Origin of the sequence: Haematospirillum jordaniae, from assembly GCF_001611975.1 — a bacterium.
Classification (GTDB): Bacteria; Pseudomonadota; Alphaproteobacteria; order Rhodospirillales; family Rhodospirillaceae; genus Haematospirillum; species Haematospirillum jordaniae.
Genome location: NZ_CP014527.1, coordinates 16,066 through 41,269, shown reverse-complemented (window position 1 = coordinate 41,269; position 25,204 = coordinate 16,066). Strand labels below are relative to the sequence as shown.

General features: G+C 54.2%; 21 protein-coding genes and 1 pseudogene. 14 read left to right on the top strand and 8 right to left on the bottom strand.

Annotated elements, in window-relative coordinates; all coding sequences use genetic code 11:
- Nucleotides 1-383: 383 nt before the first annotated feature.
- On the top strand, nt 384-2,399 hold the full coding sequence (locus tag AY555_RS10405; protein ID WP_066137065.1) for a methyl-accepting chemotaxis protein: 2,016 nt from the start codon (nt 384-386) through the stop codon (nt 2,397-2,399).
- Between the two features lie 145 nt (nt 2,400-2,544).
- On the opposite strand, the gene AY555_RS10400 is transcribed toward AY555_RS10405, so the two are convergent.
- Complete coding sequence (locus AY555_RS10400) at nt 2,545-3,369, bottom strand: SapC family protein (RefSeq protein ID WP_066137063.1); 825 nt, start codon at nt 3,367-3,369, stop codon at nt 2,545-2,547.
- A gap of 172 nt (nt 3,370-3,541) precedes the next feature.
- Here AY555_RS10400 and AY555_RS10395 point away from each other — a divergent pair, with 172 nt between their 5' ends.
- From AY555_RS10395 to AY555_RS10385, 3 genes are read left to right on the top strand one after another with little or no spacing between them, the layout of a single operon-like run.
- Entirely contained in the window at nt 3,542-4,498 is a 957-nt protein-coding gene (locus AY555_RS10395) for a UDP-glucuronic acid decarboxylase family protein (protein WP_322099094.1), read from the top strand.
- 53 nt (nt 4,499-4,551) lie between these two features.
- Nucleotides 4,552-6,021, top strand: coding sequence for an NAD-dependent succinate-semialdehyde dehydrogenase (locus tag AY555_RS10390; RefSeq protein WP_066137059.1), 1,470 nt, complete (start codon nt 4,552-4,554; stop codon nt 6,019-6,021).
- A gap of 11 nt (nt 6,022-6,032) precedes the next feature.
- On the top strand, nt 6,033-7,409 hold the full coding sequence (locus tag AY555_RS10385) for an aminotransferase (protein ID WP_066137056.1): 1,377 nt from the start codon (nt 6,033-6,035) through the stop codon (nt 7,407-7,409).
- Here AY555_RS10385 and betA read toward each other — a convergent pair.
- Together betA and betB are read right to left on the bottom strand one after the other, a co-directional pair.
- Nucleotides 7,318-9,063 (bottom strand): choline dehydrogenase, encoded by a 1,746-nt coding sequence (gene betA, locus AY555_RS10380; RefSeq protein WP_066137054.1) that lies wholly within the window; start codon nt 9,061-9,063, stop codon nt 7,318-7,320. The two genes, AY555_RS10385 and betA, sit on opposite strands and share 92 nt — an antisense overlap.
- Nucleotides 9,064-9,093: 30 nt before the next feature.
- The gene (betB, locus tag AY555_RS10375) at nt 9,094-10,596 is read right to left on the bottom strand and encodes a betaine-aldehyde dehydrogenase (RefSeq protein ID WP_066137052.1); all 1,503 of its coding nucleotides are present in this window, start codon (nt 10,594-10,596) and stop codon (nt 9,094-9,096) included.
- 128 nt (nt 10,597-10,724) lie between these two features.
- Here betB and AY555_RS10370 point away from each other — a divergent pair, with 128 nt between their 5' ends.
- From AY555_RS10370 to AY555_RS10355, 4 genes are all read left to right on the top strand, one after another.
- Complete coding sequence (locus tag AY555_RS10370) at nt 10,725-12,290, top strand: BCCT family transporter (protein WP_066137050.1); 1,566 nt, start codon at nt 10,725-10,727, stop codon at nt 12,288-12,290.
- Nucleotides 12,287-13,171: a glucose-1-phosphate thymidylyltransferase RfbA gene (gene rfbA, locus AY555_RS10365; protein WP_066137048.1), complete on the top strand. Its 885-nt coding sequence runs from the start codon at nt 12,287-12,289 to the stop codon at nt 13,169-13,171. Before AY555_RS10370 ends, rfbA begins: the two co-directional genes overlap by 4 nt.
- 211 nt (nt 13,172-13,382) lie before the next feature.
- Nucleotides 13,383-15,134 (top strand): type I secretion system permease/ATPase, encoded by a 1,752-nt coding sequence (locus AY555_RS10360; protein ID WP_066137046.1) that lies wholly within the window; start codon nt 13,383-13,385, stop codon nt 15,132-15,134.
- Between the two features lie 5 nt (nt 15,135-15,139).
- Nucleotides 15,140-16,567, top strand: coding sequence for an HlyD family type I secretion periplasmic adaptor subunit (locus AY555_RS10355; protein ID WP_066137044.1), 1,428 nt, complete (start codon nt 15,140-15,142; stop codon nt 16,565-16,567).
- Between the two features lie 416 nt (nt 16,568-16,983).
- Here the strand turns inward: AY555_RS10355 and AY555_RS10350 are convergent, their stop codons facing one another.
- Nucleotides 16,984-18,186: an RNA-guided endonuclease InsQ/TnpB family protein gene (locus AY555_RS10350; protein WP_066133065.1), complete on the bottom strand. Its 1,203-nt coding sequence runs from the start codon at nt 18,184-18,186 to the stop codon at nt 16,984-16,986.
- Nucleotides 18,183-18,806 carry an IS607 family transposase gene (locus tag AY555_RS10345; RefSeq protein WP_066136401.1) on the bottom strand — a complete coding sequence of 208 codons (624 nt, stop codon included), beginning with the start codon at nt 18,804-18,806 and terminating at the stop codon, nt 18,183-18,185. Before AY555_RS10345 ends, AY555_RS10350 begins: the two co-directional genes overlap by 4 nt.
- A gap of 572 nt (nt 18,807-19,378) precedes the next feature.
- Between AY555_RS10345 and AY555_RS11850 the strand changes: the two genes are divergently transcribed.
- From AY555_RS11850 to AY555_RS10335, 3 genes are all read left to right on the top strand, one after another.
- Nucleotides 19,379-19,822 carry a hypothetical protein gene (locus AY555_RS11850; RefSeq protein ID WP_156483404.1) on the top strand — a complete coding sequence of 148 codons (444 nt, stop codon included), beginning with the start codon at nt 19,379-19,381 and terminating at the stop codon, nt 19,820-19,822.
- Between the two features lie 92 nt (nt 19,823-19,914).
- Nucleotides 19,915-20,193, top strand: a complete 279-nt coding sequence (locus tag AY555_RS10340) for a type II toxin-antitoxin system RelE/ParE family toxin (RefSeq protein ID WP_066137042.1) — start codon at nt 19,915-19,917, stop codon at nt 20,191-20,193.
- A gap of 22 nt (nt 20,194-20,215) precedes the next feature.
- Entirely contained in the window at nt 20,216-20,566 is a 351-nt protein-coding gene (locus tag AY555_RS10335; protein WP_082812137.1) for a HigA family addiction module antitoxin, read from the top strand.
- A 34-nt stretch (nt 20,567-20,600) separates the two neighbouring features.
- On the opposite strand, the gene AY555_RS10330 is transcribed toward AY555_RS10335, so the two are convergent.
- The 3 genes and pseudogenes from AY555_RS10330 to AY555_RS10320 all read right to left on the bottom strand — a co-directional run bounded on the left by AY555_RS10330 (nt 20,601) and on the right by AY555_RS10320 (nt 22,293).
- A complete protein-coding gene (locus AY555_RS10330; RefSeq protein WP_209315889.1) occupies nt 20,601-20,798 on the bottom strand; it encodes a helix-turn-helix domain-containing protein in 198 nt (65 codons plus the stop codon).
- A 116-nt stretch (nt 20,799-20,914) separates the two neighbouring features.
- On the bottom strand, nt 20,915-21,232 hold the full coding sequence (locus AY555_RS10325; protein ID WP_209315888.1) for a DNA cytosine methyltransferase: 318 nt from the start codon (nt 21,230-21,232) through the stop codon (nt 20,915-20,917).
- A 28-nt stretch (nt 21,233-21,260) separates the two neighbouring features.
- Nucleotides 21,261-22,293: pseudogene (locus AY555_RS10320) on the bottom strand (Fic family protein).
- A 414-nt stretch (nt 22,294-22,707) separates the two neighbouring features.
- Here AY555_RS10320 and AY555_RS10315 point away from each other — a divergent pair.
- The 3 genes from AY555_RS10315 (at nt 22,708) to AY555_RS11845 (ending at nt 25,109) form a co-directional block, all read left to right on the top strand.
- The gene (locus tag AY555_RS10315; protein WP_066137037.1) at nt 22,708-23,097 is read left to right on the top strand and encodes a hypothetical protein; all 390 of its coding nucleotides are present in this window, start codon (nt 22,708-22,710) and stop codon (nt 23,095-23,097) included.
- Between the two features lie 751 nt (nt 23,098-23,848).
- Nucleotides 23,849-24,892, top strand: coding sequence for a replication initiator protein A (locus tag AY555_RS10310; protein ID WP_066137035.1), 1,044 nt, complete (start codon nt 23,849-23,851; stop codon nt 24,890-24,892).
- A 73-nt stretch (nt 24,893-24,965) separates the two neighbouring features.
- Nucleotides 24,966-25,109: a hypothetical protein gene (locus AY555_RS11845; protein WP_156483402.1), complete on the top strand. Its 144-nt coding sequence runs from the start codon at nt 24,966-24,968 to the stop codon at nt 25,107-25,109.
- Nucleotides 25,110-25,204 lie beyond the last annotated feature (95 nt).

The following is a 25,204-nucleotide window of genomic DNA, read 5'->3' as shown; positions in this document are numbered from 1 at the left end:
CTTTCTAAGGGCTGCCATAGCACGTATGGGCATGGATCATGCCATCTAGGCTGGGTGTACACTTTTCTTGTCGGACACCCCTTTCGCATATCCTTTGCATATTTTTAGTTATATTTCTCTATGTGTTTAATTTCTTTAGATGTTCATTTATATATTGTTTAGATTGATATATCTTATGAAATCATAAGCATAGGTCAACTGATGTAACTCAAATATTCAACTTACAATTAATATTGCTCTTTTATTTCCACTCCCAAATTCCAATGGTTTTATTTTGTTATTATTGAAGCCCCTGGTAGCAGAATATATTCTGTGTTTCAGTCACGTTCCGCAGATTCCAGATCTGCCAGAGTGACTGTTGCTCTTGGGGGAGAGACTCTGTCATGTTCAAGGCGATGTCGCAGTTTCGGGTTTCAACGCGCATTTTTACGGGTTTCTCTGTTTTGTTGCTTGTAACAGCTGGTTTTGCCTCAGCATTGTGGTGGAGCGGGCGGGAATCGGCGCGTTCCCTGAGTGCCATTACGCTTGGGGCTGAGCTGACCGTCAGAAGTACTGCAGCGGATGCCGATTTGCAGACCATGAGGCGCCTGGTAACAGCGTTTTTCTATACCAATGACTTGTCTCATGTTGATCCTGTGCGGCGACAGGCGGCTGTTGTCCGGCAACATTTCGACAACCTGATTTTGGATACCCAAGACCCCTATGTGCAAGACCAGCTTCGGCAGGCTGTAAAGCAGATTGCGTCTTATCTGGAAAGTTTCGAGAAGCGTGCAGCGCTGACCGAGGAGCGCAACAAGATGGTCCAAGAGACCATTGATCGCTTCGGGCCGGATACCCTGTCCTTGCTTAACAAGATACGTGCAGACGCAGAGGCTGCGGGGCAGGCTTCTGTGGCTCTTCGCGCAGCAGAGATTTCCGAGAAATTTACGGCGGCGCGTTTTGCTGCTCGCGGTTTCCTGGTTGATGACCGACAAGATCCTGCTACGACCGTTATTCCGGCACTGGATGAAGCTCTTGCTGGTGCAGCTTCCTTGCGTCAGCAATTGGCGCGTGTTGGGAAAGCTGATGTGGGTGCTCGCCTTGTTGGTTTGATTACGGGATACAGGGCTTCTTTCAGTCGTGTCGCCGAGATCTCCCTGTATAACAGGGATGTTATTCAACCTCAGATGGCGGAGCGCGGTGCGGCCTTGGTACGTATGGCAGAAGATATTCGTATTGCCGGGGTTCGTGGTTTCCACGAGCAATCCACGGCAGCGCTTGATGTTCTTTCCAGTACCCGGACAACAGCCAGCATTATCGCTGTTTTTGTTTTGCTGGCCGGCATCTTGTTTGCGTCTATGGTAGCGCTTGGCATCAGTCACCCCCTCAAGTCCATTACCGCAGCCATTCGCAGACTGGCTGAGCGTGATGTGACGGTTGCTATTCCAGCGTTGGATTACAAGGATGAAATTGGGGAAATTGCAGCGGCTCTTGAAGTGTTCCGGCACAATATGATCCAGAATGAGGCCCTGCAGGCTGAACGCCAGGCCGATGCTGAAGCTAGGGCCGCCAGAGGTGTTCGCTTGGGCGAGCTGATGCAGATTTTCGACCGTGATGTTGGAACTCTTCTGCAAACGGTGGCCAGTGCGACAGATGAACTGAATGCAACGGCACAGTCCATGTCGGCTATTGCCGAGGAAACCAGCTCTCAAGCCTTGTCGGTTGCTCAATCCTCTGAGCAGGTATCGGCCAATGTTCAGATGGTTGCCAGTGCTTCTGAACAGCTGGGGGCCTCAATTCAGGAAATCAGCCGTCAGGTCCACGAGTCTTCCGAGCTTTCGCGTTCGGCCATGATGCGTGCCCATGATGCAACCCATGCTGTGCTGGGGCTTAAATCCACAGCCGTGGAAATTGGGGCTGTTGTCAACCTGATTACTGACATTGCCGGACAAACCAACATGCTGGCCTTGAATGCCACCATAGAAGCGGCGCGTGCCGGCGAGTATGGAAAGGGCTTTGCCGTTGTTGCCAGTGAAGTAAAGGACTTAGCTTCACAAACAGCAAGAGCTACGGAAGAAATACGGCAACGTATCGATGCTATTCAGGCAGCTGTCGAGAATGCTGCGGATGCCATCGAGATGATCGTATCATCTGTTGATGAGGCAACCAATGCTGCATCAGCCATTGCCAGTGCTGTAGAAGAACAAAGTGCTGCTACCCGCGATATTTCGGCCAATGTCAGCCAAGCTGCGACGGTGACAACAGCCGTAACATCGACAATTTCCGGCGTTAGCGATGCAGCCCAAGAGACCGGAGCCGCTTCCGGGAAGGTTCTGAATGCATCGCAGACACTGACAGAAGACGCGCGACAGTTACGCTCGCTTGTCGAGCGTTTTCTTGCCAATGTCAGAGCCGCCTGAGGCCGCTGTTATCCGGAGCCAGACACCTTGGTTTGGCTCCGGTACGCTTACATCCGTTCCTGTGTGATTGGCAGAATCTAACTTGTCTGCATGGAGCAGGGGTAAGGCTTGTCATATCGAGCAAGAAGTCTCCCCTGACTCTTTCTCAGAACTTCAGTTCGATATCTTGGTTCTGTCCCATGTCCAGCATGTCTTCCAGTTTTGGCTTTTTGTCTTGCTGGTGTGTCATCTGGTCCTGAATAGTCGCGGCGCGTTGCAGGTTCTCGGTTTGCGCCAGACTGGCCAGATGGTTGTAGATCAGGGGTAGTGCACCAACCCTGCGCAGACCAAGGAATGCTTCATCTGACAGGGCATCAAGGGCCTCTGCATCAACCTGATACAGGTTCTTCATGTGTAGGGGTTTGTTATTTTTATTGATTGTAAGACTCCATGGCTTGAGGAGTCCGGCTTTGGAAATGGCGGATAACTTGGCCCGTGTGTTGCCGTGATCGTTAGCAACCGCTGTCAGGAAGTCAAGGCGTGTCTTCATGTCAGCAGATAGGCTGCCGTCTTTCTCGAACAGAGGGCGAGCCTTGGGATCTTTAGTGGTGTCCGTCAGAAGCGGGCTGTTCTCGTCAATGCATAAAACCAACTGGTCCTGTGCATCCGGGGCGCGCATCAACCGGAAGGGTACGGCGCGCAAGACCGCGGGGACATAGCCAGCCAGCCACCGCCCATCCGGGGCGACAAACCAGTTCTCTCCTGCTGATACGGAATGAATGCTCACCAGTTCAAATTCTTGTTGGTCTTCGGGCGCATCCTTGGCCGAGATTTGCATAATGGCCACAGGAAAAAAGGCGGCGCAGCGGTGTACCTCGGCGCTGACAATGGTCAGGATCGGGCTGCTGGACGCAAAGGACCACCCTCTGTTTGTAATCAGTCCCAAGTTTTTGTGGTTCTCGACGCTGAGCGGGATCAGGGATTGGTGCATGATGGTGGTTCCGGCAAAAGCGGTGGGGTGATGGTGATGTACCGTATCAACATTCTACACGAGTTACCTGGTTGCAAAGAACGACAAACTGTATGATCTATGATAGAGACTAACTGGTCTATTCGCGTTACTATGATTGTGTTGTTATGCTGGTAAAAAAGGAAAGATGCGAGTGATCCGTCGTGTCGGAGTAAAACGGGTTCTGGTAACCGGAGGAGCCGGATTTCTAGGGGTACATCTGTGTACACAGTTGTTGCGACAAGGCTACGAGGTTTTGTGTGTGGACAGTTTTCTGACCGGGCATCGCCCCGCTGTTGATCATCTTCTAGGTGATCCGCATTTCACAGTTATGCACCATGACATTACGTTGCCTCTATCTGTTGATGTTGACGAGATCTACAATCTTGCATGCCCTGCTTCGCCTGTTCATTACCAGCGCGATCCTGTGCGCACGATCAAGACCTGTGTGCTGGGGGCAATGAACATGCTGGAGCTGGCGCGCCAGTCGGGTGCCCGTGTTTTTCAGGCCTCAACATCTGAAGTCTATGGTGATCCCCGGCAGCATCCCCAGGATGAAATGTATTGGGGGCATGTCAATCCAACCGGCGTCCGGTCTTGCTATGACGAGGGAAAGCGCTGTGCAGAGACCTTGTTCTTTGACTACTTTCGTCAGCACAACCTTCCCATAAAAGTTGGGCGTATTTTCAATACGTATGGTCCGGGTATGTGTCTGGATGATGGTCGAGTTGTGTCCAATTTTATTGTTCAGGCCTTGCGGGGAGATGATCTGACGCTGTTTGGTGATGGATCGCAAACCCGCAGCTTTTGTTACGTCTCTGATATGATAACGGCTTTTATGAGAATGATGGAAATGCCGGTGGATGTTACGGGCCCCTTCAATTTGGGTAATCCATCAGAAATCAGTGTCGCTGAGCTGGCAGAGCGTATTTTACAGCTTACCGGTTCCCATTCGCGCTTGGTTTCTCGTCCCCTGCCCCCTGATGATCCTGCGCGCCGTCAGCCTGATATTACGCGGGCGCGCAACATTTTGGGGTGGGAACCTACGGTATCTCTTGAGGATGGGTTGCGTGAGACCATAGACTGGTTCCGTCATTCTCTGGATGTATAACCAATCCCGGTGCCTCGTGTGGGCAGTATTTGTTCCGGTAGACGAGAAAGCGCATGGCGGTGCCAGTTCTTCATAATCCAGGCCTGCTTCGCCGTGATGGCTTTGTTGGTGGTGCCTGGAAGCCTTCGATCAGTGGCCGTGTGTTCCCTGTTGTTGATCCGGCAGATCAGTCTGTTCTGGTTGAAGTCGCGGATATGGGGGCTCGGGATGCGCTTGACGCCATTACCGCTGCCCAAGATGCGCAGGAGGCCTGGAAGCAGCATCCGGCTGCCGAGCGTGCCGCCGTGTTGCGGTTATGGTTTGAGCTGATCACCCGTTCCCGGGACGATTTGGCTCTGTTGATGACAGCAGAGCAGGGAAAGCCTTTGGCCGAGGCGCGGGGTGAGGTGACCTATGCCGCCAGTTTTGTCCAATGGTTTGCAGAGGAAGCGCGCCGGGCCTATGGCGATGTTATTCCCTCCCCATTGCGTGATCGGCGTCTTCTTGTTCTAAAGGAACCGGTTGGTGTTGTGGCCGCCATTACACCGTGGAATTTTCCAGCTGCGATGATAACCCGTAAATGTGCGCCAGCCTTGGCAGCCGGATGTTCTGTGGTGATCAAGCCTGCCGGTGAGACACCCCTTTCGGCACTGGCGTTGGCTGCGCTGGCTGAGCAAGCTGGTTTTCCCCCCGGCGTCCTGAATGTTCTCCCCTCTTCATGCAGTGCCGAGATCGGGGCCGTGCTGACCCGCGATCCTCGCGTACGAAAGCTGTCTTTTACTGGTTCGACCAGGGTTGGAAAGATCCTGATGCAGCAGTGTGCAGAGACGGTGAAGAAGGTATCGCTGGAGCTGGGTGGGAATGCCCCGTTCATTGTGTTTGATGATGCAGATCTGGATGCGGCTGTCGCAGGTGCCTTGGCATCAAAGTATCGTAATACAGGCCAAACCTGTGTGTGTGCCAACCGCTTCCTGGTTCAGGAGGGGATCTATCCAGCTTTCGCGGAACGCTTTGCAAAGGCTGTTGCGGGTTTGCGTGTTGGACCCGGTACGGCAGAGGGAGTATCCCAAGGGCCTCTGATTACGATGGAAGCCCTGCATAAGGTTGAAGGCTTGGTCAATGAAGCCAAGGCCCAAGGGGCCCGCGTTCTTGTTGGTGGTGCGCGCCATGCCTTGGGAGGGACATTCTTCGAGCCTACTGTTCTGGGTGATGTCCAGCCTTCCATGCGTGCTGTATCCGAGGAGATTTTCGGGCCTGTTGCCCCCCTGATCCGGTTCCGGGACGAGGTGGAGGCCATTCGTATAGCCAATGATACGCCCTTTGGGCTTGCAGCCTATTTTTATACTCGCGATATCGGGCGCATCTGGCGTGTGTCCGAAGCTCTGGAGTACGGTATCATTGGTATCAACGAGGGGATTGTCTCGACCGAAGTGGCACCTTTTGGCGGCATGAAGGAGTCTGGTATCGGGCGTGAGGGATCACGTTATGGTCTGGATGAATTCATGGAGATCAAGTACCTCTGCCTTGGTGGCTTACAGGGATAGGGGGGCCTGCCATGATTTCCAATACCTTGCGTGATGCGGATCTGCGTCACGTTCTGCACCCCTATACAAATCTGGTTGCACATGAAAAGAAGGGGCCCTTTGTCATTGTCCGTGGCGAGGGTGTCCGCGTGTTTGACGAGATGGGGAAGGAATATATTGAAGGAATGTCGGGGTTATGGTGCGCCTCATTGGGGTTTACCCAGCCCCGGCTTCGTGATGCAGCTGTGCGCCAAATGGATACCCTGCCCTTCTTCCATCAATTTGCCTCCAAGTCCCATCCTCCGGGGATCCGGCTTGCTGAACGCCTGGTTGCCATGGCCCCGGTGCCGATGGCGCGGGTTTTCTTTGCCAATTCTGGCTCCGAGGCCAACGATACGGTTGTCAAGATTGTTCGCTACATCAACCATGTCATGGGGCGTCCGCACAAGAAGAAGATTATATCCCGCCATCGCGCCTATCATGGTGTGACGCTGGCATCCGCCAGTCTGACCGGTTTGCCCGCCAATCACCGGGCTTTTGACCTGCCCATGCCCGGTGTTTTGCATGCCACGTGCCCGCACTTTTACCGCCAGGCTTCCGCTAACGAGGATGAAGGCCGGTTTGTCGAGCGGCTGGCGATGGAGCTGGAGCAGATGATCCAGTCTGAAGGGCCGGATACCATTGCTGCCTTCTTTGCGGAGCCTGTGATGGGAGCCGGCGGCGTTATTATTCCGCCGGCTGGGTACTTCCCCAGAATTCAAGCTGTTCTCGACAAGTACGATATCTTGCTGGTGGCTGACGAGGTTATCTGTGGTTTTGGTCGTACCGGGAACCCGTGGGGCAGCCAAACTTTTGATCTGAAGCCCGACATCATTACCTCGGCCAAGGCGTTGTCGGCGGCGTGGATGCCTATAGCGGCCGTTATGGTCAGCCAGAAAGTTTGGGAGCCACTGCAGCGCGGTGCCGGAGAGATTGGCACCTTTGGCCACGGTTTCACATATTCGGGGCACCCCGTTGCAGCAGCCGTTGCGCTTGAGGCACTGGATATCTATGAGCAGGACGGTATTTTTGAGCGTGTTGGCTCTCTTTCAGGCCGTTTTCTTGCCCATCTGCACGCCTTCTCGGATCATCCCCTGATTGGTAACGTCCGGGGCATTGGTTTGATTGGTGCCCTTGAGCTGGTTGCGGACAAGGAAACTCGCACACCTTTCGATCCCGCCCGTGCGATGGCAGCCTCTCTGGTTGATGCGTGTCAGGAGGAAGGGTTGATCCTGCGCGCTTTGGCGGGTGATATCGTTGCATTCTGTCCGCCGCTGGTTATATCCCCGGATGACTTGGATGTGATGTTTGAGCGGTTCCGGCGGGCTCTGGAGCGCTGGACTTTACAGATCCATCCATTGCCTTTCTGAGTTCGGGACAGGTGTGGAATGTGGCCTTGCTTGCGGGCAAAGCTGTTCTTCCCCGCATGCTGTCGGCGATCTTTTCCGCCATCATGATGGTGGTTGCGTTCAGGTTACCGGTGATGATCTGTGGCATGATCGATGCATCGACAACCCGCAGGCCCTGCAGACCATGCACCCTGCCCTGCCCGTCCACCACGGCGAGATCATCGTTGCCCATACGGCAGGTCCCACACGGATGATAAGCTGTTTCGGCATTTCTGCGCACGAAATCATCCATGGAGCGGTCGTTGTCAACGTCGGGTCCGGGGCTTATTTCTTCGCCCCGGCAGAAATCAAGGGCCGGCTGGCTTATGATATGGCGGGTAATCCGTATAGCGTCGCGGAACTCTTCCCAATCCTGTCTTGAACTCATGTAGCTGAAAACAATGCCGGGTGGTGCGGCTGGATCCTTGGACGTAATGTATACCCTGCCCCGGCTGGGAGAGCGCATGGAGCCGACATGGGCCTGAAATCCGTGTGCCTTGAATGCACTGCGGCCATCATAGCGGATAGCTAGGGGCAGAAAGTGGTACTGTATGTTTGGCCACAGGAATTTGGTACCGGAGCGTATGAATCCACCGGCTTCAAAGTGGTTGCTTGCGCCAATCCCGTCTCCCATGAAAAGCCAGCGCGCACCGATGCTTGGCCAGTTTCGCCATTGCAGGGCCGGGTACAGGGAGATGGGTTGGGTGCAGCTGTATTGCATGTATATCTCAAGATGGTCCTGAAGGTTCTCACCCACGCCGGGAAGGTCCTCCACAACCGGGATGCCGATGGAACCAAGCAGGGAAGAGGAGCCGACACCTGATCGCTGCAGGATCTGGGGGGAGCCAATGGCGCCTGCACACACAACAATTTCACGACGGGCCCTTATGGTAACGGGAGCGGGGTTTGTCTTGTGTAACAGCTGAATGCCTACAGCTCGTTGATCGGAAAACAGGATGCGGTCGACCAGCGTTCCGGCCATGATGCGGAGGTTCCGGCGATGGCGTGCTTGATCCAGCCACCCCCGGGATGTGCTGCAGCGTCGGCCATGAGCGGTGACGGTCCGGTCCATTGGGCCGAAACCTTCCTGCTGATACCCGTTCAGATCATCTGTTCGTGGATACCCTGCCTGTACGGCAGCTTCTACCATGGCGGCGAACAGGGGATTGTTGTCAGGCTTGGGCGTGGTGACATGCAGGGGGCCTGTGTCACCGTGGTAGTCATTGGCGCCTGTATCGCGGGTCTCGGACTTGCGAAAATACGGCAGACAGTGTTGGTATGACCAGTCAGCAAGTCCCGGTTGGCTGGCCCAAGTATTGAAATCCATTGGATTACCGCGGATATAACACATACCATTGATCAGGGATGACCCCCCCAAGCCCTTGCCGCGACTGCAATCCATGCGGCGGCCGTCCATGTATGGCTCCGGGTCGGTTCTATAGCCCCAGTTGTAGCGGTCTCCCTGCAAGGGCCACGCCAGTGCTGCCGGCATCTGAGTCCGGATGTCCATGCGCCAGTCTGGTCCTCCTGCCTCAACCAAAAGAACCTGACGGTTGCAGTCCTCGCTGAGGCGAGCTGCCAGTACGGCACCGGCGGAACCAGCGCCAATAATGATGTCGTCAACCTCGTCGAGCATGTGTCCCCTTCCCCGCATGATTACCGTACTTCAGAAAGCCGGGTTGAAGCGCCCCATCTCAACCTGAATCGATTTGATACGTGTGTGCCGCAGCAGTGTTTCAAGTCCATTTTCGAAGCCAATGCCGGATTGATGGAAACCACCTGCGGGCATAGCTGCCGGGGATTCTCCCCACGTATTGATCCAGCAAATACCGGCTTCCAGAGCATGGGTCATGCGGTGGGCACGTGCAAGATTTGGTGTCAAGACACCGGCAGCAAGACCATAGGGCGTTGCATTCGCGCGACCTATCACCTCCTCTTCGGTGTCGTAGGTCAGAATGCTCATGACCGGGCCAAAGATTTCCTCTTGGGCTATGGTCATTGTATCCTCAACATCCGTGAAAACGGTTGGTTCGACAAAAAAGCCACGGTCGAAGGGAGGGGTTGTCATGCGGTTGCCCCCACACAGGAGTCGTGCCCCCTCTCCTTGCCCCTTGTCGATCAACTCCAGAACTTTCTCCATGTGCTTCAAGCTGATCATGGAGCCAAAGTTTACGTCCGGTGCCAGTGGGTGCCCGGGGCGTATGGACCGGATACGGTCAAGGATTCGGTGTTCAATTTCTTGCTTGAGGCAGCGAGGGACAAATACACGGGTTCCGTTTGTGCAGACTTGTCCGCTGCTGAAGAAATTTGCGGTCACAGCAATGGCGGCTGCCAGATCAGGGTCTGCATCGGAGGCAATAATCAAGGGCGATTTACCGCCCAGTTCCATGGTGATGTCTTTCAGGGTTGCGGCAGCCGCAGCCATAACAGTCCGCCCGGTCCGGGTTCCGCCCGTAAAGGATACCTTGGCAACGGCAGGATGTTCCACCAGCCACTGCCCCACATCTTGTCCTGCTCCATTCGCGACATTGAAGACGCCATCGGGAAGGCCGGCTTCGGTATAGATGGTGGCAAGCTGAAGGGCACCAAGCGGTGTCAGCTCGCTGGGCTTGAATACCATGGCATTGCCTGCGGCCAAGGCTGGTGCTGATTTCCACACGGCAATCTGGAGCGGGTAATTCCATGCCCCAATGCCGGCAATGACGCCCAAGGGTTCCCGTCGTGTATAGACAAAACTGTCCCGTCGCAGGGGGATCTGGGAACCTTCTAGGGTGGGGATCAGCCCAGCATAGTACTCCAGAACCTCAGCACCGCTTGTAATGTCAACCGAGCGCGTTTCCGAGAGGGGGCGTCCTGTGTCAAGTGCCTCGATCAGGGCCAGCTCATCGTTCCGGTCACGCAGAATGCTGGCTGCACGCATCAGGACACGGGTTCGCTCTGCTGTGCTCTTCTCAGCCCATACCTTTTGCCCTTCCACAGCGGATTGTACCGCTCGGTCTACGTCAGGGCGGTCAGCGCAATGAACCAGAGAGAGCTGTTCACCATCAGCCGGGCATGTCGTGATGATCCGTTGTCCCGACCCTTCTATGCAGTTGCGTCCGCTGATATAGAGGCCTTGTTCTCCGAAGCGGAAAGCAGATGGCGTGTTGTGGCGTTTAAGGGCAGTCATCGAGATGTCCAGCCAAGGAGGTCCTTGATTATTTACGAGAACGCAATTAGCGTTGACAACTATAAATCGTAATTTTGTGTGGGTCGTTGTACCTGCTTTCGGGGCCAGCAAAAGAGGGAACGGACTTGATGAGCGGTGTCTTTCCCGCTGAAGCGCGTCTGACGACCCGTGTCAATATACCTGTATTTGGTGGTGCTTCGGTTCTGACAGGTGTTTTTGTTCTCTTCCTCCTGTTGTTCCCGGAGCGCTCTGGCCTTTTGATGGAGGAAATCCGCCTTTGGGTCTGTCAGACCTTCGGCTGGTATTACATGTTGGTTACAGCGACGTGCCTTTTCTTTGTTCTCTGGTTGGCCTGCTCCCGGTTCGCGGGGCTTCGCCTAGGGCGTGATGGCGAAGATCCCGAGTTCGGTTTTCTATCATGGTCGGGTATGTTGTTTTCATCAGGGATTGGTGTGTCGCTACTCTACTTTGCCGTTTCCGAGCCTGTTGACCATTTCCTCAGACCACCCGAGGGTATGCCATCAACGCCACAGGCTGCGCGACAGGCCATGCAGCTGACGTTTCTGCACTGGGGTCTGCATGGCTGGGCCATGTATGCGCTGGTTGGTATTGCTGTTGGTTATGGTGTCTGGCGTCACCGTTACCCGCTGGCTTTGCGCACGGCCTTGATCCCTATGCTTGGGGAGGCCCGCGCCAATGGCTGGGGTGGTCATTTGCTGGATGCTTTTGGTATCCTAGTCACAATCCCGGGTCTGGTTACCAACCTGATTATTGGCGCGATGTTAGTTGCATCTGGATCTGGCTATCTTTTGGGGATGGATCCTTCCCGGACTATGTTGACGGCCATCATTCTTCTTATGAGTGGCTGTGCAGCTTTTATTGCTGTGGTTGGCGTGCGAAGGGGTATCTCGCGGGTTTCCAACCTTAATGTTGTCCTGTTTCTTGCCTTACTTGGTCTTGTGCTTCTGCACGGTGATGTGGCTATGATTCTGGGGCGGTTTGTCCAAAATATGGGTGATTATCTGGATGGTCTCCTCCTCAAGACGTTTGATCTGTATGCTTATGCAGCGCCTGTAGAAGGGTACGGGGATGACGGATGGGTTGGCCGCTGGACGGTTTTCTTCTGGGCCTGGTGGATGTCGTGGACTCCTTTTGTCGGCTTGTTTATTGCCCGTATTTCAAGGGGGCGTACGGTTCGTGAGGTTGTGCTGGGGGTGCTGTCCATTCCGCTGATTTGTACTTTTGCTTTTCATGCTGTCCTCGGCAACATGGCTTTGGATCTTGTTGTGGGTGGTGCTGATGAGCTGGCTTCTGTTGCACTAAAACAGGCGGATATGTCCTTGTATGTTTTTCTGCAGCATTATCCTTTTGCGGGGCCCATGGTTTTCTTTGCTGTTGTTACATGCTTTGTCCTTTTTCTGACACCAGCCGAATCAGGTGCCATCATGTTGGCAGACTTGTCCCGTTTGGGTGGACAAATAGGGCGTGATGCTTCGATGTGGCTTCGTCTGTTTTGGTCTTTGGTCGTAACATTGGTAGCTTTGGGTTTGTTATTTGCCGGTGATTTCGTGGCTATGCAGGCGACGGTTGTTTTGGCGGCCCTGCCGTTTTCGTGTGTACTGTTTCTTTTCCTTGTCGGGTTGATGCGGTGGATGCAGAACGACCTGGATGGTGTGGCGCGGGGGGAATCATGAAAGGGATCATTCTGGCAGGGGGCACAGGATCCAGACTCTATCCGGCAACGAAAGCTGTCTCCAAACAGGCATTGCCTGTCTACGACAAGCCGATGATTTATTATTCGCTCAGCACACTGATGCTGGCGGGACTTCGTGAGATCTTAGTTATCACAACTCCGCGAGACTCAGGGTTGTTCCGTGCTCTTCTGGGTGATGGAAAGAAGTGGGGCATCACGATAGAGTATGCCGAGCAGGAAAAGCCTGGTGGGCTGGCGCAAGCCTTCTTGATCGGGGCAGATTTTATTGGCGACAACAACTGCGCCCTGATTCTGGGCGATAACATTTTTCATGGTCATGGACTGGGTGACATGCTGCGTCGCGCCGTTGACAGAACATTCAATGGTCTTCACGGGGCAACGGTCTTTGCGTATCACGTTGCAGATCCGTCTCGTTACGGCGTGATTACCATGGACGGGAATGGCCAAGCTGTTTCAATCGAAGAGAAGCCATCCAAGCCCAAGTCTCACTGGGCTGTTACGGGGCTCTATTTCTATGACAGCCGGGTGATTGATGTGGCTTCAACGCTCAAGCCAAGCCCACGTGGTGAGCTTGAGATAACAGATATCAATACGTGGTATCTGCGTGATGGGACCTTGGCCGTTGAAACCATGGGGAGAGGATACGCGTGGTTCGATACCGGGACTCATGAAAGTCTGTTGGAGGCCAGCTCCTATGTTCATACGATCGATAAACGTCAGGGCTTCAAGGTTGCCTGTCCGGAAGAAGTTGCATTCCGTATGGGTTATATTGACTCTGCGCAACTCAATCTTCTGGCGCGTGAGCTTGGGGGTAGCAGTTATGGGCAATATCTTGCGGATATTGTCGCAAAAGATGCCTGAATGATTGCATCTATTAATCCTAGGTGCATGCAACGATAACAATCAAAAGATGCCTGCATGCTATTTTCTCTTGCAATTTTCGGTATTGTTGGGCCTTCTATTTATACAACGCCGCGCTTTTTTGTTGGGCGGGGGCAGGTGTTGCGTTCGTCTTTGCGTCGTTCCTAGGGGGAGACGCCCTTCCAACTGTTGGTGTGCGGAGTGTCGTTCTGTGGATTTTTCAGCGCGGTTACCTTTTTCTGGCGGCAAGGCACCGGCCACAGATCTTGATAAGGCCTTGAGAAGTGCTCGTGGCGGGTTCTATGCCACGGCGGGATTCAGTTTTTTTATCAATTTGCTTCTCTTTGTTTCACCCATCTATATGCTTCAGGTTTATGATCGCGTTCTGAGCAGCCGGTCGACGCCTACCTTAGTCATGATTACGCTTGCTGCTCTTTTCGCACTTGTGGTGATGGCTGTTCTAGAAGCTATTCGCTCACGTGTTCTTGTTCGTACAGGTCTGCAAATTGACCGCGCCCTGAACCGCAGGGTTTTTGCCGCTGTTTTCCGTCATACCGTGCGTCATCCCGAAGGCAGCCAATCTCAGGCCTTGCGTGATATTGACAGTTTGCGGGAATTCCTGACAGGCCCCGGGCTGCTTGCCTTTTGTGATGCACCTTGGGTGCCCCTGTTTCTTGGGCTTTGCTTTGTCATGCACCCGATGATTGGCTTGGTTGCCCTTGTTGGTGCCATCGTTATTTTTGGGTTGGCGCTGGCAAATAATCTGGTTACCAGAACACCTCTCAAGGATGCTTCTGCACAGTCGATTGCGGCTAGTCGCTTTGTCTCCGGGTCGTTACGCAACGCCGAAGTGCTACAGGCAATGGGTATGCTTGGCCCGCTCCTGGATCGTTGGTTGGTCAAGCACCGTGGTGTCTTGTCCTGCCAAGCCCGTGCATCCGATGCTGCATCGGCTCTTCTTGCTGTATCAAAGGCTTTTCGTCTTGCGCTGCAGACTGCGATCCTAGGCGTTGGAGCATGGTTGGCTATCCAGAATGAAATCAGTCCCGGCATGATGATTGCGGCCTCGATTATTATGGGGCGTGCCCTGTCGCCCGTCGAGCTGGCGGTAGCCAACTGGAAAGGGTTCCTGAACGCAAGATCGGCCTTTGACCGTGTTCAGACCTTGTTGCGCTCTACCCCCGAAGACAAGGAACGTATGGCTCTTCCTCGTCCTGATGGCCGGGTGTCTCTGCAGGGAGTATTTGTGGTGCCACCGGGGGCAAGCCAGCCGGTTCTCCGTGGCGTCTCCTTTGATCTTGATCCCGGTGATGTATTGGGGGTGATTGGGCCATCGGCAGCTGGAAAGTCAACATTGGCCCGCGTGTTGGTTGGTGTGTGGCAGGCCCAGCAGGGAACAGTCCGTCTGGATGGCAATGATATTCGTACGTGGGACCAAGAAGCGCTTGGGCCACATCTGGGGTATTTGCCGCAAGACGTTGAATTATTTGATGGCTCTGTAGCTGAGAATATTGCTCGTTTTGGAGAGATTGATTCCGGTCGTGTGATCGAGGCGGCAACGCGTGCGGGTGTTCACGAAATGATCCAGAAACTGCCGGAGGGGTATGACACCCCTGTCGGGACCGGTGGCATGGCTCTTTCTGGAGGGCAACGGCAGAGAATTGCCTTGGCCCGCGCCCTGTATAACAATCCTTCTTTTGTCGTGATGGATGAACCCAATGCCAGCTTGGATAATGATGGAGAGGCCGCTCTTATGGCTGCCATTCAGGTTATGAAGCAGGCCGGCCAAACTGTGGTTATTATCACGCACAAGCCATCTGTCCTCCAAGTGGTGGACAAGGTGTTGGTATTGCGAGGTGGCACTGTTGAAATGATGGGTCCCCGTTCCGAAGTCCTAGCGCGCTTTGTGCGGCCGACGGCTGTTCCTCCCAATGCGGCTTCATCCGCTTCATCTTTGGCTTGATACACATGAATGCCGTGAATAACCCTAGTCCTGTACCACCCAAAGATCAACTTGGCCCGGCACCTGTTCCTGCCTTGGAGGCCCCTCCCTCTGTGCCCGTGGTTGCTGCTCCGGGAGGGGGTGGTTCCGGTGGTGTGGTGGACGCATTTGAGACGCCTATGCAACCAGCTAGGATCGGCTGGATTGTTGTTGGTCTGTTTTTTGGTGTTTTGGGAACGTGGAGTGCGGTTGCTCCCTTGGCTTCCGCCGTGGTTGCTCCGGGTACGGTTGTGGTTGAAAGCAATCGTAAAGCAATTCAGCACCTAGAAGGCGGCATTGTCTCTGAAATTCTGGTGCGTGATGGCGATGTGGTGCAGGGGGGGGATGTCCTTCTGCGTCTGGAGCAAACACAAGCCAAAGCCAATGCAGACATGCTGATGAACCAGTATTACAACCATCGTGCGGTTGAGGCCCGTTTGCAGGCTGAATTGGAAGGATATGAACAGATCGAATTTCCGGCCGACCTTTTGTCAGTCGCGTGGAAACAATCAGCTATTCAGGGAATTCTTGATGGTCAGGTGCGCCAGTTTGATGAGCGGCGTCGTTCTCTCGATAATCAGGTTTCCATTCTTCAGGCTCGTATTGAACAGTACCATCAGGAAATTGAGGGTCTAAAAGTACAGAAGAAATCTGGTGATCGGCAGGTGGCTATTTACAAGGATGAGCTTGTCGGCCTGCGTGAGCTGTATGAGAAAGGGTGGTATCCGCGCACTCGTATTCTGTCCATGGAGCGCGAAGTTGCGCGGCTTCAGGGCGATATCGGTGCCCAAGTAGCCTCTGTCGCGCGTGCAGAGAAGGGTATTGGGGAAGCCGAGCTACAGATTATACAAACCCGGCAGCGATTCAAGGAAGAAGCGGTCTCCCAGCTGCGGGACATTCAGCAGCAGCTTGCTGATCTGAGAGAACGTGGCACCGTAGCGACTAATATTCTGGAGCGTACAGAGATCAAGGCGTCCCAAGATGGCGTTGTCCAGAATCTGAAGGTGCATACAGTTGCCGGTGTCGTGCGTCCGGGGGAGACCCTAATGGAAATCGTTCCGGAGAAAGACCGCTTGGTCATTGATGCGGAGGTTTCTCCAGTTGACATTGACTCTGTTCATGCAGGACAGGAGGCTGAGGTTCGCTTCTCATCCTTCCAGTCACGTTCCATTCCGACCATTACAGGGACTGTTTTGACTGTTTCTGCTGATCGTTTGATTGATGAGCGCATGGGGATCCCTTACTACACTGTTCGTGTTGAGGTCCCGGAGACCGAGTTGGTCAAGCTGGGCGATAATCGTCTTCAGGCCGGTATGCCTGCCGAGGTTTTGATCCAGACCGGAGAACGTACAGTCCTTGATTATTTTATCAGGCCGCTGCGTGATTCCATGACACGTGCAATGGTCGAGAAATAACAGTCTCTCCAAGTTTTGTGCCCCCACCCTCTATATCTAGGAGGGATGGGGGCGCCTTTTTGCTGTCCGGTAGCTGGCCAAAACACAGTCTATATTTTGCGGGGTAGCTACTTATTTTTTGTGAGAGCAATCGCTGTTCGTATCATTCTTGTGCATCTATTTTCGTATTCTTGCCGAGCAAAATTCCCCTATTAAGTGTTTCATTTCAGACATATCTACCCTAGAGTGCTGCTCGGGGGTGGTGGGTAGCCACGGTGTGAGCGGCCCGTCTGATGCTGAAAATAAGACACAAAGGGGGCGTGTGTGTTCAGGGCAAGATTTGTTTTTGCAGCCTTCATGGCTGTAGGATCTTCCTGTGCGTATGGGGCGAATGTTGTTACTGTATTCACCGCTCTACAATACCTATGCAAACCTACTCATATATGAGTAAACCTGCTGCTTGCTTCCTGCTTCCCTGAGGCCAGTTTCGCTTTGGTCTTGCGACCCAAGCCAGAGCTTTCCTCTCCACAGGCTGACACGGTGGAGCTCACCGCCAGATGTCTCAGGTTGATCGCGGCATTCACGTCACGATCATGCTGCGTACGGCACACGGGACACACCCATGCCCGTGTTGCCAAAGGCAGGCTTTCGAGTTTGTGCCCACAGCACGAACAGGTCTTGCTGCTGGCAAACCACCTGTCGGCAACCACAACCCGTCCCCCGCGCCGTGCCATCTTGTATTCCAGTTGCCGCCTGAAAGCATGAAAGCTCATGTCGGCAATGGCGCGGGCCAGATGCCGGTTGCGCATCATGCCGCGTACATTCAGGTCTTCGATGCCGATGAGGTGAAATCTGCGGACCAGTGCTGTGGTGAGCTTGTGCAGGGCATCGGTGCGGATGTTGCTGATCCGGGCGTGAAGACGGGCCAGCTTCTGCCGGGCCTTGCGGCGGTTGGAGGAGCCTTTCTGTTTCCGGGACAGGCTCCGGGACAAACGGCGCAGACGGTTCAGCGCGGCCTTGTGCGGTTTGGGTCCCGGAAGGCTGTCCCCGGTCGAGAGCGTTGCCAGTGCGGAGACACCGAGATCCACACCCACCGCACCTTGGTTTTCAGCGTGGGGCAGGCATGGCTCCTCGGGTGTCTCCACGGCAAGACTGACAAACCAGCGGTCGGCCACACGGGACACGGTGGCTGACATGATCTTGCCGGTAAAGCGCAACGCCTCGCGCATCCGCACCCGGCCCAGATGGGGGATGCGGATGTGTGAACCGTCGATAGTGAACTGGTCGTTGGTCAGGGTGAAGCGGTCGTGTACACCTTTCTTGCGGAACTTCGGATAACGGGCACGGCCCGCGAAGAAGTTCCTGAAGGCCTCTCCAAGCTGGATGATGGCCATCTGGGGGGCATTCTTCGTAACCTCCAGCATCCACGGAAACTGCTCCCGCTTGACGGCATTGAGCTGCTTGCGCAGGGCGTACTGCGAGGGCTTTGGCAGGGTGTTGTCCTCTTTCCATGCCGCATACTGCCGCCCCCACTCCGCCAGGGCCCAGTTATAGGCAAAGCGGGCTGTCCCGGCAGCGCGGGCCAGATATGTGGCCTGCACATTGTTGGGATCAAGCGCGATACGATGGGCTGTTATCATGCCGGGGAATCCTTGACCGCCTCTGCAACAGCCTCCAGAAGTCTCTGGTTCTTCCGGGACCGTGCCCCATACAGACGGGCGCTGAACACGGTGATGATCTCAAGGACATCTTTCGCCAGATCTTCCTCGAAGGTGGTGTCCTCACCCTGGTTGAGGATCACAACCTCCACCTGTCTGGCCTCACAAAGCGCAAACACAAGCTCGGCACCAAAGCGGAGAAGACGGTCCTTGTGCGTCAGGACAAGGCGTCCGACCCGGCCCGCCATGATATCTTCCAGAAGACGTTTGAGACCTTTCTTGCGGTAATTCATTCCGGACCCAAGGTCGGCTATAACCTCATGGGTCCAGCCTTGCCGGGCACAGTATAGTTCCAGTATCTTTTTCTGGCGTTCAAGGTCCGCTTTCTGGTCATGACTGGAAACACGCGCATAGGCAATGGTACGCTTCTGCGCCGCTGCCTCGCCGTCGTGACCGGATTGAAGCCGGGACAGGGCATAACGGCGGTGGCCGGATGCCGTCCGCTCCGGCAAAAGCTTGCCTTCCCGCTCCCAGCGACGGAGCGTGCTGACCGAGACACCAAGAAGGGCCGCCGCACGGCCAACGGAAACATATCTATCCATAACAAATAGATATACACACATTTAGATAGATTTCAAGAGAACTGTTAAAGCCCGCCCTCCCCGTCATCGGGGAGGGAGCCTAATACCAACGTGCTCTCTCCGTGCAACAGGTGGCTTCTCGCCATGCTCGCACTACGTGCTGCGCGTGGCTGCGATGCGCCTTCGGCCTGTTGCACTCCGTTGCGCGCGCTGGTCTTCTGAAGGCGTCGGGACGAGGGACGTCCACGCACCTTCGGTGCCTGTTCGCCCTCGCCTCCGGCGCGGATCGAACAAGGGACGGATGGTTGAGTTTTTTGTTTGCACCATCTGGAGGAGCGCGACCCATAACGCTGGCTCCGGAAGATGGTGCGTGACTCAGATGACGGGAAGGTGTTTGAGCAGAAACCCTACATAAGGATTTCGACGGTCAATGCTACTGTGAAGGGCGGGAAAATCCGCTCGGAACGCTCATGTTTCGTTTACACAGCGTGAGCGGGGAAAAGGACAGGCTTGTTCAGCGAGAACAGCTTGTCGCTTTGATGAGTGCTGCCACTGTTCTTCTTTATTACACGCACCGAGAATAGGGGAGAGAGATGACACACCTACCGCAACATGTTAGGGAAGATGATCTTATAAAAGCCATTTTGGAATCAGATCCGAGTAAAGATTGGGGAAAGGTTTGCCTCGGAAATCAGAAAACGACTTATTTCAAAAATAATGTTCACCTTCGTTTTGAATCAGGTAAGGGAGAATATTTCGATGTTAATGAAAATTTTGAGGCCCCGTGGCTAAGGCCTGGCGCAGGTCAAAATCCCAGTGCATCATCTCACTATTTTTATCTCTTTTATGGGGCAACACTGCTTAAATGTTTTCTGTTGGTAAGTGTTGATGGTTGTAGTGCATATGTCCCCGTACCGAAAAATGAAACCGTCTCTAGGTTAGACTGTCATGTGGGCCAGATACACTCTCTGACCAATGATTACTCTGGATATTATAGATATATAAGACAGTATGGATTAAGGGTTGAGGAGGGATAACGCTATTTTTTACAGGAACTGGCTTAACAGGGGACTGTTCTTAGGGAAATAGACCCATTGTCAAGTGTAACATTACATGTCATCATCCACCCATGATAGCAAGTTTCAAGCACAAGGGATTGCGCGCGTTTTACGAGACAGGGAATGCAAAGGGCGTCCGCCCCGACTTGTCTCGGCGCATCGCAATCATTCTTTCAATACTCGATGAAGCTGACAGCCTCGACGATCTAAACCGCCCGTCCTTTCGCCTGCACGAGTTATCAGGTGCCCGCAAAGGAACGTGGGCTATGAGCGTAAATGGCCCCTGGCGCATCACGTTCACGCACGAAAACGGAAAATTCAGCGTGCTGGACTTGGAACAATATCACTGAGAAAGGGAGAAAGAGCGTGCCTATGCACAACCCACCCCACCCCGCTGAAGGTCTCAAAGATGATCTTGAAGCGTTGAACCTAACAACGGCACAAGCCGCAGAAGCGCTTGGCATAAGCCGTCAACAACTGTACCGCGTCCTTAACCAACAGAGCGCCATATCCCCCGAAATGGCACTGCGGCTTGAGGCGGTGATAGGTGTGAAGGCGGACCTGTGGCTGCGCTTGCAGGCGGCTTACGATCTGGCACAGGCACGTCAGAACAAAGCCAACCTGATGAAGCGGTTGCGTCGCCTGACCGTACCCGCCTTGCCTGCGGGACTTCCGGCGCCAATGCGGTCAACCAAGGCACGGAATTGCATGCCACGGGCCTGAAGAGGTCGTCTCAGAAAACGGAAAATAAGACACGCTAATCCGTCTGGGCAGGCAGCCAGCGGTACAGTGTAGCGGGTGACACGCCCAGACTCTCGGCGACGGTGCGGGCGGGCGTGCCAGTCTCCAGAAGCTTGCCGGCTGCCAATAACGCCTCTGTCTGTAGCTCTGTGGTCTGGTCTCGCGTCGAAACGCGGGCATAGCCGATCAGCATGGAAGCTCCCTCAAAACTCATCGCAAACATCACCAAGAACCGACACGGTTTCAAGCGTGGTTTTTGAGAGCGCGGAAGCCGCGTGTCGTCGTGGCCGGTTGTGACCTTGATCGCTAAATGGCTTTGAATTTTGATTGCTATTTGGCGTTCCCGATGACGAGGGCCTGTCCTGCGGCATCGACGACATCTTCAGTGATCATGGCGAGTTCATTGATGCGGCCGGAGAAGCGCAAACCGGCGCATTGCCTGGCTGCGCTGTTCTTCAGAGAAGTCTGTGAGATTGTCCGCACAACGATCCTCTTACGGACAATCTCACAGACAAATTGTGTCTCGAACCCAGCCATTTCAAGCCCACACGACAGCCCTCCTGCTCCGGCAAAAAGGTCAACGACCTTCAGCCTAGCTTCACGTTTGCCGCCCTTGAGGGCCTTTGGCATTTTTTTCTGCAATTGCACTATCTGCGTTACTTCCTCTCGTTCTATATCAGGGCAGGGCATACCAGGTTGCTTTGCCAGTGCCGTGGCGGACAAGGTGGCCTTGTTCCAGCAATCGTTTGAAATGCTCTTTCAGTGTGTTGCGGCTCGCGCCGGTGGCGCGGATCATGTCGCCGATTGTGATACGGCCGCGCTTGCGCGCCTCGTCGATGATCTGCGCGGCCAGCTCTGGCAGTGCTGCCATCATCAGCTTTTCGCGCTCCACTTTTTCGGCTAGGCGGCGCATTTGCTGCTGCAAGGCGCGCATGAAAAAAGTAAGCCAGGGCTGCCAATTTGGGGCCTCGGTGCGAATGGTTCCTTGCGTCTGCCGCAAGGCCAGATAGTATCCTTCTTTGCTGTTCTCGATCACGGATTCAAGCGATGAATACGGCACGTAGGCATAGCCGGCCTGCAACAAGAGCAGGGTGGTGAGGGCGCGGCTCAAGCGGCCATTGCCGTCTTGGAAGGGGTGAATTTCCAGAAAGGTGACGACGAACACGGCGACGATCAAGAGCGGGTGAATCCGCTTCAGCTCGCGGGCGTCATTCAACCATTGCACCAGCTCGGTCATGCGGCGTGGCCGTCTCGAACACGATGCCGATCATCTTGCCGTCTGCGTCAAAGGCTCCCACGTCGTTGCGCAAGGTCTTGTATTCGCCACGGTGCCGCTCGTCCTTGTCGCTGTGGCGTAAAAGGTCACGGTGAAGCTGTTTGATATAGTTTTCCGTGATGGGAATCTCTTTCCAGGCTTGGAAGATGGTCTCCATCACCTCGGCATAGCCGACGACTTCCTGCTCGTCGCGGGTCGAGAATTTTTTGATTTCCAGGTTTTCCATCAGGCGCTCAACCTCGCGGTCGGTTAGCTTGCTGCCCTCGATACGGGTTGAAGAGCCGATGCTTTCGATGGTGGCGACGTGGCGCAGATCCCTCAAGCGCTGAGGCGCAAGGGTTCCAAGGGCGCGCCATGCGCCCTTGAATTCGTCAACCTCGGCAATCAACGCCAGCAGCTCTGGTGTGATCTGAATTGTGTCAGTTTTCAGCATAATGCTATCCTCGTCACCCATATTTACACCCATATTCGGCCAAAGGCCCAGCCAGAAATACACCTATATTCGGCCATAATATTTCTTTGCATCCATGCCCCCGTGAGGGCTTTTGGTATTTTAACTTGGTGGGGATACGTCAAGCATTCTCGTATCACCCTCGGCCTTTCGGCCGCCCTGCAGGTGCGTGAGCAAAGCATCACGCAAGCCTGATCCGACAACGCTTGACGACTGATAGGGTGGTGGGTGGAGTTAGCGGCCCAAGTCCAGCTCATCGCTATGGTCGCGCCGGTGCAGTTGTTTCAGCCTTGCTGAAGGCGCGTATTTTCGCGGCGCTTAAGGCTAGGGCAGAACGCAGCAGGCTGCAAAGCAACGAAACACCTGTGCTTTTCATCATGGATAAGGCGCAAGAGATTGCCACGGGCAAAGCTCGCAATCGGTCGGTCGCTCGGCTTGGCTGTCGTTGCTGCAAGGCAGACGGTCGAACGCATTATCAAGCAACTCGGTGATGCCACAGCGCGGAAGTGGCTGATGATTTTCGGCTCAGCCCTAACGCTGAACGGTCGTTCACCCTCAACGGATGATTTTATGGCCGATCCCGCGCGACCGGCATGGTGGTTGACGATTCCGGCGGTCGAAGGTCTGCCGGTCAGAACGGAAATAGATGCCCATACAAACACGGGCGTGGTCGCGGCCAGTCGCTATCAGGCCACCGTGCGGGAATTTGTGGCGATACCAGGCTCAAAACTGGCCCATTTGGGTTGGCAACGCTTCACCGCGCCGATTGCAAACGCCCTGCGCTAGGTCGGCAATGCTGGCGACGGCGGCAAGAAAGCCACGGCAACGGCTTTTGCAGCGTGGCCCGCGATCGATGCGGCATGATGTCATAAAGCTTAATCCGCTTCGTCCAGGAGCTAAAAAGCCGGATAGCTCTAAAATCGCATAGGAAGCCCGTTGAATAGGGGGAAGCGGTGGTGGGTGAAAAGCCCTTAACCCCATTACCTGTCCTTCCTATCCACATGCAGATGTCTTGAAAATTACATCCTGTCGTTGCCCTAAGTACCCCTGCCAAGCAAATTACGGTCTATCCGTTGGCACAGATGGTTGATTTTGTTGTATTTGTTTCAGCATCATGGCGTTTGTGCGGCTCAAAGCGCTGCACTCAGTCTTTCTTTCAGAGGTTCGCATAGGCAAGGCTTTGGAATTGGATTCTGAAATGGCTTTTTGAGTTCATTCTGAACGAAGTTATCTACAGTCCTCGCGCGCATGTGTTAAAATTATGTGTTAAATATAGTGTTAAGCACCTCTGAACACCGCTCAACATTATGGAATCATTGAAGATTATTTGCAAGCCGGTCTCTAAAACCCCGAATCTCGGTCTTTGAAATCCTGGCTACGGTCTTTGAAATCCTAGTTATCTACAGGCCGCCGGTGACGTCAGTCTCTGATACCACGAATATACGGACATGGTCTCTGATACCACGAATCACTTGACAACGGTCTTTGATACCACGAATCACTTGACAACGGTCTTTGATACCACGAATATGCGGGCATGATCTCTGATACCACTAATCTTGATAGCCTTCTTCCCGACAGGTATCCGCAAGGAGACTTGTTCATCTGCGATATTGCCGACGCCGTTCTGAAGGATTTGGTCGCGCAGATGGAACACCCATTCTATTCTCTGTCCAAGAAGCCTGAAACCACGGTCAGGCGCTATGAGCATAACGGCAACTGGATCGAGATTGTGCCAAGCGTTAAAGGCCTGGCAACCATCTATGACAAGGATATTTTGATCTATTGCATTTCGCAGCTTATTGCGAAAAAGAACAAGGGCGAAGCCATTTCCAAGCGGGTGCGGATCACCGCGCGCGAATTGCTGATGTTCACCAATCGCGGCACGTCCGGAAAGGATTATGAGGCGATGTGTGAAGCCCTTGATCGCCTCGATGGGACGCGCATTCGCACAAATATCAAGCGAGGCGATGAAGAGCAATTCAGCGCCTTCGGCTTGATTGATTCCGCCTCGGTCGCGCGTAAATTCGGCCTCGATGGTAGATTGCTCTGGTGTGAGATCACCCTATCAGATTGGGTCTTCAATGCGGTCAATCAGAATGAATGCCTGACGCTGCATCGGGATTATTTCCGGCTGCGCAAACCGCTTGAACGGCGCATCTATGAGATCGCCCGCAAGCATTGCGGTCGCCAGCCGAGCTGGTCGATCAGCATCGAGCTTTTGCACAAGAAAACAGGCTCCAAGAGCTTGCTGAAGCAGTTTCGCTATCTGCTGAAGGATTTGGCGCGGACAAACCATCTGCCGGATTACACAGTGAGCCTGGAAGACGGCGATATGATCCTGTTCACTAACCGCGCGACGATTAAGGCGATTGAAGCCCTGTCCTCCCGTGACATTCCTCAGCTCGATGACGATGTGTATCACGATGCGCGCTTGGCCGCGCCTGGCTGGGATGTGTATCACCTGAAGAGCGAATGGCTGTCGTTCTGGGATGACTCCGGCCGACCGCCGTTGCGTGATCCGAATGCGGCCTTCCTCGCCTTCTGCCGGCGGCGCTATGAGAAGCAGGGCCGGCCGTAAAAACGGCCATTTACAAGCCGGTCCGGTTTCGAGATACCTGTGACCTTGATCGCTAAATGGCTTTGAATTTTGATTGCTATTTGGCGTTCCCGATGACGAGGGCCTGTCCTGCGGCATCGACGACATCTTCAGTGATCATGGCGAGTTCATTGATGCGGCCGGAGAAGCGCAAACCGGCGCATTGCCTGGCTGCGCTGTTCTTCAGAGAAGTCTGTGAGATTGTCCGTAAGAGGATCGTTGTGCGGACGGTTCATCATCATAAACCCACTCAGTACACATATCGGTAAATAACGGGAGGTTTTCTTTATCAAT

Bases quoted from the DNA above. Each gene is read 5' to 3' on its own strand.
- AY555_RS10310 (WP_066137035.1), top strand. From the start codon at position 23,849: ATGATCTCTGATACCACTAATCTTGATAGCCTTCTTCCCGACAGGTAT.
- rfbA (WP_066137048.1), top strand. From the start codon at position 12,287: ATGAAAGGGATCATTCTGGCAGGGGGCACAGGATCCAGACTCTATCCG.
- AY555_RS10405 (WP_066137065.1), top strand. From the start codon at position 384: ATGTTCAAGGCGATGTCGCAGTTTCGGGTTTCAACGCGCATTTTTACG.
- betB (WP_066137052.1), bottom strand. From the start codon at position 10,596: ATGACTGCCCTTAAACGCCACAACACGCCATCTGCTTTCCGCTTCGGA.
- AY555_RS10330 (WP_209315889.1), bottom strand. From the start codon at position 20,798: ATGAGTTTTGAGGGAGCTTCCATGCTGATCGGCTATGCCCGCGTTTCG.
- AY555_RS10390 (WP_066137059.1), top strand. From the start codon at position 4,552: ATGGCGGTGCCAGTTCTTCATAATCCAGGCCTGCTTCGCCGTGATGGC.
- AY555_RS11850 (WP_156483404.1), top strand. From the start codon at position 19,379: ATGACACACCTACCGCAACATGTTAGGGAAGATGATCTTATAAAAGCC.
- AY555_RS10345 (WP_066136401.1), bottom strand. From the start codon at position 18,806: ATGGATAGATATGTTTCCGTTGGCCGTGCGGCGGCCCTTCTTGGTGTC.
- AY555_RS10355 (WP_066137044.1), top strand. From the start codon at position 15,140: ATGAATGCCGTGAATAACCCTAGTCCTGTACCACCCAAAGATCAACTT.
- AY555_RS10370 (WP_066137050.1), top strand. From the start codon at position 10,725: ATGAGCGGTGTCTTTCCCGCTGAAGCGCGTCTGACGACCCGTGTCAAT.
- betA (WP_066137054.1), bottom strand. From the start codon at position 9,063: ATGCTCGACGAGGTTGACGACATCATTATTGGCGCTGGTTCCGCCGGT.
- AY555_RS10350 (WP_066133065.1), bottom strand. From the start codon at position 18,186: ATGATAACAGCCCATCGTATCGCGCTTGATCCCAACAATGTGCAGGCC.
- AY555_RS10400 (WP_066137063.1), bottom strand. From the start codon at position 3,369: ATGCACCAATCCCTGATCCCGCTCAGCGTCGAGAACCACAAAAACTTG.
- AY555_RS10340 (WP_066137042.1), top strand. From the start codon at position 19,915: ATGATAGCAAGTTTCAAGCACAAGGGATTGCGCGCGTTTTACGAGACA.
- AY555_RS10385 (WP_066137056.1), top strand. From the start codon at position 6,033: ATGATTTCCAATACCTTGCGTGATGCGGATCTGCGTCACGTTCTGCAC.
- AY555_RS10335 (WP_082812137.1), top strand. From the start codon at position 20,216: ATGCACAACCCACCCCACCCCGCTGAAGGTCTCAAAGATGATCTTGAA.